At 61.6% G+C, this 7,289-nt stretch carries 8 protein-coding genes and 2 pseudogenes; 3 read left to right on the top strand and 7 right to left on the bottom strand.

Features of this window, described 5'->3' with window-relative positions; all coding sequences use genetic code 11:
- The 3 genes and pseudogenes from JWR98_RS03445 to JWR98_RS03435 all read right to left on the bottom strand — a co-directional run.
- Positions 1-215 (bottom strand): annotated as a pseudogene (locus JWR98_RS03445) (arabinose ABC transporter substrate-binding protein); the annotation flags it as partial.
- Between the two features lie 35 nt (positions 216-250).
- Entirely contained in the window at positions 251-1,072 is an 822-nt protein-coding gene (locus tag JWR98_RS03440; protein ID WP_078734325.1) for an SDR family oxidoreductase, read from the bottom strand.
- 157 nt (positions 1,073-1,229) lie between these two features.
- On the bottom strand, positions 1,230-1,709 hold the full coding sequence (locus tag JWR98_RS03435; RefSeq protein WP_042945927.1) for a GNAT family N-acetyltransferase: 480 nt from the start codon (positions 1,707-1,709) through the stop codon (positions 1,230-1,232).
- Positions 1,710-1,898: 189 nt separating this feature from the next.
- Between JWR98_RS03435 and JWR98_RS03430 the strand changes: the two genes are divergently transcribed.
- Genes JWR98_RS03430 through JWR98_RS03420 form a run of 3 tightly spaced genes read left to right on the top strand, consistent with a single transcriptional unit; the run spans position 1,899 to position 2,988 of the window.
- Positions 1,899-2,243: a hypothetical protein gene (locus tag JWR98_RS03430; protein ID WP_205489284.1), complete on the top strand. Its 345-nt coding sequence runs from the start codon at positions 1,899-1,901 to the stop codon at positions 2,241-2,243.
- A 51-nt stretch (positions 2,244-2,294) separates the two neighbouring features.
- Positions 2,295-2,561, top strand: a complete 267-nt coding sequence (locus JWR98_RS03425; protein ID WP_003175591.1) for a hypothetical protein — start codon at positions 2,295-2,297, stop codon at positions 2,559-2,561.
- Between the two features lie 49 nt (positions 2,562-2,610).
- Positions 2,611-2,988 carry a Rho termination factor N-terminal domain-containing protein gene (locus JWR98_RS03420; RefSeq protein WP_078734327.1) on the top strand — a complete coding sequence of 126 codons (378 nt, stop codon included), beginning with the start codon at positions 2,611-2,613 and terminating at the stop codon, positions 2,986-2,988.
- A 54-nt stretch (positions 2,989-3,042) separates the two neighbouring features.
- Here the strand turns inward: JWR98_RS03420 and JWR98_RS03415 are convergent.
- From JWR98_RS03415 to JWR98_RS03400, 4 genes and pseudogenes are all read right to left on the bottom strand, one after another.
- A pseudogene (locus JWR98_RS03415) lies at positions 3,043-3,959 on the bottom strand (PfkB family carbohydrate kinase).
- Complete coding sequence (locus JWR98_RS03410) at positions 3,952-5,418, bottom strand: purine-cytosine permease family protein (RefSeq protein ID WP_078734328.1); 1,467 nt, start codon at positions 5,416-5,418, stop codon at positions 3,952-3,954. Before JWR98_RS03410 ends, JWR98_RS03415 begins: the two are co-directional and overlap by 8 nt.
- A gap of 85 nt (positions 5,419-5,503) precedes the next feature.
- Positions 5,504-6,523 (bottom strand): ADP-ribosylglycohydrolase family protein, encoded by a 1,020-nt coding sequence (locus JWR98_RS03405; protein ID WP_078734329.1) that lies wholly within the window; start codon positions 6,521-6,523, stop codon positions 5,504-5,506.
- The gene (locus JWR98_RS03400; protein WP_078825755.1) at positions 6,520-7,233 is read right to left on the bottom strand and encodes a GntR family transcriptional regulator; all 714 of its coding nucleotides are present in this window, start codon (positions 7,231-7,233) and stop codon (positions 6,520-6,522) included. Before JWR98_RS03400 ends, JWR98_RS03405 begins: the two co-directional genes overlap by 4 nt.
- Positions 7,234-7,289 lie beyond the last annotated feature (56 nt).

Below are 7,289 nucleotides of genomic sequence, written 5' to 3'. Positions count from 1 at the left end.
GTTTTCTCACCGTCGGGCACGGCGATCTTGATGAGTTTGAAACCCTTGTCCTGGGCGGCTTTTTCGGCAAAGGCCCATTCGGTCTGGAACCACGGTTCTTCAGCCTGCTTGACCAAAAAGCCGATCTTCACTTCTTCAGCCGATACAACGCCGCTGAACGCCATCGCCAGTGCCAGGGCACCGAGTGTCTTCTTGAACCTGTTTTTGCCAAGCATGGAGCACCTCTTCTTGTTATTGAGCGTTTCAAGGACTAGTCGTGGTACATCACAGACCGCCCGCCATCGATCATCAGGCAAGTGGCATTGATAAAAGGCGCTTCGTCGGTAGCCAGGAACAGCGCCGTCATCGCCACCTCGACCGGCTGGCCGATGCGCTTGGGCGGGTGCAAATCGAAGGCGCGCTGACGCTCGGCGTGGGGGTCGGGGAAGCCGTTCCAGTAATCGACGTTGAGCTGGGTTTCGATATAACCCGGCGCGATGGCATTGACGCGAATGCCCTTGGGCGCATATTCGATGCCCAAGGCGCGGGTCAGGCCGAGCAAGCCGTGCTTGGCCACCGGGTACGGGAAGCAACCCGGAATGATATGGCTGGAATGGGTAGAGGCGATGTTGATGATGTTGCCGATGCCCTGCTCGATCATGTGCGGCAGTACCGCGCGGCAGCCGAACCAGGCACCGTCGAGGTCGATGGCGAAGCAGCGGCGCCAGTCTTCGTCGGTCATTTCCAGGGGGTCGCGGAACACGTTGACGCCGGCGCAGTTGACCAGCACATCCACGCGACCAAAGCGCTCGATGGCCACATTCACCAGCGCGCGCCACTGCTCGTTGGCGGTGATGTCGATGGCTTGCGCGTAAATCTCGGCGCCACGTTCGCGCCAATGGGCGGCAACGCGCTCGACTTTTTCGCCCTGGATATCGGCGATGACCAGCCGCGCCTGCTGCGCCTGGAAACACGCGACGATCGCTTCGCCAATGCCTTGGGCGGCGCCGGTGATGATCACCACCTTGCCTTTGAGCCGCTCGCCATAAGTGGGCTCGGGCACGGCAGGGAGTGACAACGGTTGTGCCTGCATCGCTTCACCTGTTTTATTTTTGGTAGTGAGTGCTGATGCCGTCGACTATAAACCCAGATTCAGAAATATCTCAATATATAAATTTGCATCCCACATTATGAACAAAACGATAAAAAAACCGGCCTATTCAAGGCCGGTTTTTTGAAGGAGGCGTGAATCAGCCCAAGGCAAAGTCGCGCAATGCATCACCTTCCATGCGGTAGCGCACCCACTCTTCCTGAGGCTGGGCGCCGATGGATTTGTAGAACGCAATCGCCGGTTCGTTCCAGTCCAGCACGCTCCACTCGAAACGCGCGCAACCGTTATCAAAGGCAATCCTCGCCAGGTGGCGCAGCAATTTCTTGCCGGCCCCGCCGCCGCGTTGTTCGGGGTTGATATACAGGTCTTCCAGGTACAGGCAGTTGCTGCCAAGCCACGTGGAGTAACTGAAAAAGAACACCGCGAAGCCAATCGGCAAGCCATCGCGCAAGCAGATCAGGCCATGGGCGGTTGCGCCTTCGCTGAACAGGCTGCGCTGAATGTCCACCACACTGGCGATCACTTCATGCCGGGCTTTCTCGTACTCGGCCAGTTCAGTGATGAACGTCAGGATCTGCGCAGCATCGCTGGGCACCGCAGGGCGAATCTCGATGGTCATGGGCAAGCCTTGGGCAATGTTGAGGTGCACATACTAAGGCGCTTTGATGACTGATTGCAGTGCAATTACTGACGCCGGCACACAAAAACTTACAGGTAAGGGCAAGCCGTTCGTCGCCGTCAAGGCACGATCAATAATTGAAAACTGACCAATTAAGGGTAAGGACATTAATCCTATGGAGACGCCCTCATGAAAAATGCCAAGTTTGCTGCCCTCGCACTCACCGGCCTGCTGTCCGCCGCTTCGCTGAGCGCATTTGCCGCCGGCTCGACCACCGGCCAGACCGATCCGGTCGGCAGCCCGCCAAGCCCCGCTACTCAGGAATCCCAGGATTCGATGGGTACCGGTCTCGACACCAATGGTGGCGCGATCATCGATAACGGCGCCGACCCTCGCACTCGTGGCCAGGACACCCAGCGCCAGGCGCCTGCTGCTGTCGGCAATGGCAAGATGGGCCCGGGCGTTAATCAGCCCGGCGTCAATAAGGGTGATGATTCCAACGTCCCTGGCGCACCGAAACAACCCGCGCCTTGAGCCTGCGTACGCAAGACCGACACCCGATCATTTTCCAGTGAAGAGGTATGCATGAACGTCGATAAAAACCTTGAAAAAGAAGTCCTCACCCGCCTGTTGCACGCCCACCCACAGGGCCTGGGCAAGGAGGTGCTGGACAACTACCGTGGCGAAAAGGAAGTGGCCGGTGTGTTGGCCGGCCTGCAGGACCGCGGTTTTATCAAGGATGGTCATGTGACCACCGACGACGCCGGCGAATATGCGTTGAACTTGCCGATCAAGCTGACCGCGTCGGGAGTGGATGAGGCGCGCAAGCTCGACGGTGAACGCACTCAGTAATCCATTGATCTGGTCTGGCCCGGTGATCAGGGCCAGAAGGAGTATCGCGATGCCTCGTGGAAGCAAAGCCAAATACACCTCCGAACAAAAGCGCAAAGCCGCTCATATCGAAGACAGTTATGAGCACAAGGGTTTGTCCAAGGACGAAGCCGAAGCCCGCGCCTGGGCCACCGTCAACAAGCAGTCCGGCGGTGGTGAAAAGGCCGGTGGGGGCGTGCGCAAGGCGCCGGCGAAGAAGGCCCAGGACCGACAGGACTCGGCCAAGCGAGCGGCGGCCAGCCGGGAGGGGCATCCGCGCAACAGCGGTGCTTCGCTGGGGACTCAGACCAAGGAAAGCCTGATGAAGGAAGCGCGGGCCAAGAACATTCCCGGGCGGTCGACGATGCGCAAGGATGAGCTGATCGCGGCGCTGAAGAAGGCCGGTTGAACACAGCTCAAAATGTGGGAGGGGTGTAGCCCCCTCCCACATTTTTGTTCGTGTTTATTCAGCTAGCAATGCGTCAACTTCAGAGGTGCCAGGAGAGGTCGCCGGCCCCCACCGCGTCACCGCCAACGCCGCCGCCGCGTTCGCCCGCCGTGCGGCCACAGCCGGTGCCAGACCGTTGGCCAATCCCGCCATAAACACCCCGGCATGCGCATCGCCTGCGCCATTGCTGTCCACGGCCCGCACCTTGAAACCCGGCACGTGTTCGATCTGCCCCACACGCCCCACCCAACAGCCATTCGGCCCATCGCGCACCACCAGCAGGGTGTTGGCGGGCAGGTGCAGGCTCAACGCGGGCAGCGCGGCGCTGATGTCCGACGCACCGGTAAACGTCAATGCTTCCGGCCCATTGCTGGTCCAGATGTCGATACGTGGCAAGAGCTTGCGCATCAAGGTCGAATCCGCTGCCTTGACCAACGGCCCCGGATCGAACACCACCACGACTGCCGTGGCAATGCCAACAGCCAGTCGATCAGCGGCTGCGCCTTGCCCTCAAGGAGCAGGCTGTAGCCGCTGACATAAACGTAGTCATCAACCTGCGGCATGACCCGAGCCAGGTCCTCGGCGCTGAGTTCGCCCTCTGCCCCGAGGTGGGAAATAAAGGTGCGTTCGGTGCTGGCTTCAGTCAGCGATACACACACGCCAGTGTCCTTGTCACTGCTGGCCGTCAGCGCCATCTCAACCCCCTCGGCCTGCATCGCCGCGCGCGCCAGATCGCCAAAACGACCGTTGCCGTGGCGCCCCAGATACATCACCGGCAAACCGTTGCGCCGCGCCGCAGCCATCACATTGAAGCCACCGCCGGCCTCGAAGCAGGCCGATTTGGCGAGTACATCGCCGCCGCTCACGGGCAAGGTGTCCAGGGCCATGACCAGGTCGACGATGACCTGGCCGGTGTGCAGCAATCTAGACATGCGCACGCTCGACTGACGCCGGGCGACGGTCAGTCGCGCCACCCAGTACCGCATATATCCCGCCAGCAACCAGGAAGGTGACGATCCAGCCCAGGCCGTTATGGCCCAGCCAGGAGTCGGACAACGGCCCGGCGAACCAGATGTTCTCGGCCGTGGTGCCGATGGTGGTAAAGCTGAACCCCAGCACGATGGCCACGGCCCAGGCGCCGAACGCGCGCCACTCCACACCGCCGCGATACCAGTAGGCGCTGCTTGGGCTGACGTCCAGCAGGTCCTTGGCGCTGTAGTGGTGACGGTGGATCAGGTCGACCACAAAGATGCCGACCCACGCGGTAATCGGCACGGCCAGCAACGAAATAAAGGTGATGAACGGGCCGTAGAAACTGTCGGCGATCAGCATGAAGTAGATCGAACCGGCGAAGATCGCCACGATGTCGACAATCACCGCATGCACGCGCTTGACCTTCAAACCGAGGGTCAAGGTGGTGAGACCGGCGGAGTACACCGACAGGTTATTGGACAGCAGCAACCCGCCAAACGCGGTGATCAAATACGGCACGGCCATCCAGGTGGGCAACATATCGCGGATCGCGATGATCGGATCGGTGGCCGAGGCCAGGTCGTTGTTACCCACCGACAGCAGGCCGCCGAGGGTGATCAGCAACACCAGCGGAATGCCCGCACCGAACGCGGCGGATGCCACCAGGCGCACGGCCTTGACGCTGCGGTGCTGGTAGCGCGACATATCGGCGCCGGCATTGGCCCAACCGATACCGGTACCGGCGGCCATGGTGCCGATGCCGATGATCATCGCGCTCAGCGGAGCCGGTGTGGCGTTGAATACGGCGCTCCAGTCGATGGTGGCGCAGAGGAAACCGCCCACTAGGATATTCAACGCACCGAACACGTAGGTGGCCCACTTCTGGATCACCAGCAGGGTGGCATGGCCCAGGCCGGAAACCGCCAGGGTCAGCAGCACGAAAATGCCGATAAAGATCAGCGTCAGCAGCGGTGCACTTTTCGCCTCTACCGCCGAACCGAACAGGATCGAACACAACGACAACAACACGAATGCGGCGGTGGTGGTGTTGACCGTCTCCCAGCCCAGGCGCGACATCAGCGACACCAGCGTGGGCCCGATATTGCCGCGTACGCCGAAGATCGCGCGGGACAGGGTCAGGCTCGGCGCACGGCCACGACGGCCGGCAATCGAGATGATACCCACCACCGCAAAGGAACCGGCGGCGCCGAGAATCGCCACGATGATCGCCTGCCAGATCGCCAGGCCACGAAACGCCACCAGCGTCGCGCCCAGCGGCAAACCGAGGATGCTGATATTGGCGGCAAACCATACCCAGAACAGCTGCAGCGGGTGGCCGTTGCACTCGCCTTCGGGGACCGGTTCGATGCCACGCGTTTCCAATTGGCCGGCGCTTTGGCCGGAAGAGGTGCTGCTCATGAAGGTGCTCCCTGGTGCCTGTATTGTTGTGGTTGTGGCAGATACTTAAGGTGGATCGACTCTTGGTCTTCCTGACGCAACGAGTTCAGTGTGGCAGCGGCGCTTGGCGAATTTTGAGCAGCCCCTGAACCAGCGGCTGCAAATCCAGGCCGTTGACCCGTTTGACCTGCTCGATCATCGCCTCGGGCCAGCACTGCATCCCCAGGCACGCCCCCAGCATCGCGCCCAGAATCGCAGCAATGGTGTCAGTGTCGCCGCCCAGGCTGGCAGCCAGGCACAGGGCTTCGAACGCGTTCATGTCGCCCACCGCCACTTGCTGGGCCAGGGCAAACGACACGACGACCGACTCCTGGGAAGCCACGGAGGTACCGATCAACTCATACAACAAGTCGGCAAACAGGGCCTGGTCGCCGCTGCCGACGCTCAAGGTGCGCGCCCAACTGATACGCGTGGAAATACGCCCGCCGGCAACCCAATGGCCATGGCCTTGCGCCTGTCGGGCGATCTGGGTGCCGATGTTCAAGGCTTCGCCCAGGTCGGCACCGTTAATGCCGGCGGACACCACCGCCGCCACCGCCGCCGCGCTGGAGATGCCCAATGTGGTGTTGTGGGTGACCTGGCACGCCTGGATCACCGCCTGGATAAACTGCGCCGGCTCGCGCACATCCGCGGCGATCCCCACCGGTGTGATGCGCATGGCGGCGCCATTGGTGGTGCCGAAACGTCCGGATTCCTGCGGCGTATGCCCGGCAAGGACCATGTCGATTGCGCGCTTGGTCGAAGGCCCGAGCAAATCCTGGGAACCCTTGGCGCGCATCACCGCTTCCCAGTCGATCAAACGCTGGGCGAGTACGCCGGGTTCGATCTTGCCCTGACCTTCCACCAGCAACTCACCGACCAGGATCGCCTGTTCGGTGTCGTCGGTAATGGAGCCCGCCGGCATGTTGGGTGCGATGGGCTGATCAGAGCCGGCGTCTTCCAAGGTGGTGATGGTGCCAAAACGCTGTTGCACTTGCTCACGGCTCAGGGACTGGGTAGGCATGCCCAAAGCATCGCCCAGGGCCAAGCCGTAGAAGGCGCCGAGTGCGCGGGCTTGCGGGATCATTTTGAGGCTCCAAACTGCAGGTGCAGGCGAAAGTGCAGCGGGTCGAGCAAGCTCTCGACGTACTCCATGAAACGCTCGCGACGGTCGTAGGTGGTACGCGACGCCTTGAGAAATACGCTGCCCGTCGAACGGCCGAGCAACTCGGCGTCTTCATCGTTCAGGGGTTCGGCGCCGATCCATTGGTCTCCCTCGGCGCCGATGAAACCGTAGGCGGCCAGGGTAATGGTCAGGGAGTCGTCGATGAGGCCCAACCGGGGCAGGCTTTCCAGCCCACCGCAGGCGGGCATCAACGAGCGCTCCAGGGACACGGCGGTACCGTCAGTGGTGCGCCGGCGGCGGTCGAGGGCGATGAACTGGTCACTGCCGAAGCGGCTGAACAGGTCCGGCCGGGTCACCGCCTCCAGGCGCAGGATATCGGTGGTCACCCGTGCACCGGTGTCAGCCAGGGCCTGGGCCCAACCGCTGTTTTGATCCAGCACCATGCCGTCAAACGTGACGATGGAGCCGACGCCGCTCTGCGTCGCAATGTAGTTGCGCCGCTTGAGTTCGGCCAGCGCCTCACGCAGCGTGCCGCGACTGACCGCAAACTCCTCGGCCAATTGATGCTCACCGGGCAGCAGGAAACCGTCGACCATCACCCCACCCTCGATGCGGCGGATGAGCTCGTCGACGACGCGTTTTTTCTTATCAAATCGAACATGTCTAATCATGTACAAATTGATAACCGAAAGCCGCGAGTCACGGCAAGCGAATTATTTCAGTGTGA

The sequence above is a fragment of the Pseudomonas lactucae genome (genome assembly GCF_016937615.1).
GTDB lineage: Bacteria > Pseudomonadota > Gammaproteobacteria > Pseudomonadales > Pseudomonadaceae > Aquipseudomonas > Aquipseudomonas lactucae.
The sequence above is the reverse complement of the archived record's forward strand: the minus strand, read 5'-3'. Positions and strand labels throughout refer to the sequence as shown.

Bases quoted from the DNA above. Each gene is read 5' to 3' on its own strand.
- JWR98_RS03400 (WP_078825755.1), bottom strand. From the start codon at position 7,233: ATGATTAGACATGTTCGATTTGATAAGAAAAAACGCGTCGTCGACGAG.
- JWR98_RS03405 (WP_078734329.1), bottom strand. From the start codon at position 6,523: ATGATCCCGCAAGCCCGCGCACTCGGCGCCTTCTACGGCTTGGCCCTG.
- JWR98_RS03440 (WP_078734325.1), bottom strand. From the start codon at position 1,072: ATGCAGGCACAACCGTTGTCACTCCCTGCCGTGCCCGAGCCCACTTAT.
- JWR98_RS03425 (WP_003175591.1), top strand. From the start codon at position 2,295: ATGAACGTCGATAAAAACCTTGAAAAAGAAGTCCTCACCCGCCTGTTG.
- JWR98_RS03430 (WP_205489284.1), top strand. From the start codon at position 1,899: ATGAAAAATGCCAAGTTTGCTGCCCTCGCACTCACCGGCCTGCTGTCC.
- JWR98_RS03435 (WP_042945927.1), bottom strand. From the start codon at position 1,709: ATGACCATCGAGATTCGCCCTGCGGTGCCCAGCGATGCTGCGCAGATC.
- JWR98_RS03410 (WP_078734328.1), bottom strand. From the start codon at position 5,418: ATGAGCAGCACCTCTTCCGGCCAAAGCGCCGGCCAATTGGAAACGCGT.
- JWR98_RS03420 (WP_078734327.1), top strand. From the start codon at position 2,611: ATGCCTCGTGGAAGCAAAGCCAAATACACCTCCGAACAAAAGCGCAAA.